2 protein-coding genes are annotated in these 1,465 nt (G+C 33.6%); both read left to right on the top strand.

Features of this window, described 5'->3' with window-relative positions; translation table 11 throughout:
* Window positions 1-54 precede the first annotated feature (54 nt).
* A complete protein-coding gene (locus LQ694_RS15385) occupies window positions 55-606 on the top strand; it encodes a helix-turn-helix domain-containing protein (RefSeq protein ID WP_025907016.1) in 552 nt (183 codons plus the stop codon).
* Window positions 570-1,433: an IS3 family transposase gene (locus LQ694_RS15380; RefSeq protein ID WP_204175239.1), complete on the top strand. Its 864-nt coding sequence runs from the start codon at window positions 570-572 to the stop codon at window positions 1,431-1,433. The genes LQ694_RS15385 and LQ694_RS15380 overlap by 37 nt, the downstream gene beginning before the upstream one ends.
* Window positions 1,434-1,465: the final 32 nt, after the last annotated feature.

Here is a 1,465-nt window from a genome sequence, read left to right as displayed (position 1 = left end):
GGTACTGCACCCCTAAAGTTAGAGTAAAAAAACTAACTTTAGGGGTGTTTTAATATGACAAAATATAGTGATGAATTTAAGTTGAAAGTTGTAAGAGATTATCTAGATGGCCATTATGGTTATCGAAAATTAGCTAAAAAATATAATATACCTGATAAAATTATTATACGAACATGGGTAAAAGCCTTTCAATCATTCGGTGTAGATGGCATTAAAAAGAAACAGAAAAAGACAGTTTATTCTGTTACATTCAAAATAAATGTATTAAACTATATGAAAAGAACAGGCGATTCCTTCCAAGATACAGCGATTAAATTTGGCCTAAATACCCCATCTATTATTGTGCGATGGAAAAAGATATATGACAAAGAAGGAGTGGAAGGACTCGAAAAGCCGAAAGGACGACCTCCCATGAAAAAGAAGAAACAGAAGAAATCTAATCAAAACCTATCACGAGAAAAAGAGTTAGAGCTAGAAAATGAAAATCTTCGATTAGAGAATGCTTATTTAAAAAAGTTGAACGCTTTTCGAGAGAATCCGAGTGCCTTTCTAGAAAAGCACAAGCAGCAGTGGCATTCGAACTCAAAGAAGAAGGATTCAAATTAAAAGATATCTTAGTAAAGGTTGGTATACCAGAAGCAACCTATCATTACCATGCCAAACAATTACAAAAGGAAGATTTAGATAAAGGTTGGAAGAAAAAGATCATTGAACTTTTTCAAAAACACAACGGTAAATATGGCTATCGTCGTATATATTTAGCTTTGAGAAATCAAGGTTATCTCATTAACCATAAGAAAGTACAACGAATTATGCGAGAACTAGGATTAAAATGTCAAAAATTCACACGTAAATCACGCTATCAATCATACAAAGGTACAGTTGGTAAAGTGGCTGAAAATCGCTTGAATCGTAGATTCCATACATCTATTCGACTTCAAAAATTAGTGACAGATATCACTGAATTTAAATGTGCTGAAGAACAAAAATTATATCTCAGCCCTATTATGGATTTATACAATGGGGAAATCATTTCTTATGGTATATCCAGAAGACCAACATTAGACTTAGTACTTCAAACATTGGATAAAGCAGTTACAATCATTAAGCATGAAGCACCATATCGTACGACGATACATTCTGATCAAGGTTGGCATTATCAGCATAATGCATGGATTAGAAGATTATCGGAACAAAGGATTTATCAAAGTATGTCACGTAAAGCGACGTGTGCGGATAATGCTTCTATGGAGAATTTCTTTGGCATCATGAAGCAGGAAATGTATCATGGAGAAGAACTTGTTAACTATGAAACATTAAAAAGAAGAATTGAGGATTACATCTATTGGTATAACAATGAACGTTTGAAATTAAAATTGGCTGGACGAAGTCCAGTACAATACCGAACTCAATCCAGCCAATTAATAGCATAATGAAAACTCTAACTTTGGGGGGTCACTACCTT

It is taken from the genome of Mammaliicoccus sp. P-M58, assembly GCF_022386165.1.
Lineage (GTDB): Bacteria > Bacillota > Bacilli > Staphylococcales > Staphylococcaceae > Mammaliicoccus > Mammaliicoccus sciuri.
The sequence above is the reverse complement of the archived record's forward strand: the minus strand, read 5'-3'. Positions and strand labels throughout refer to the sequence as shown.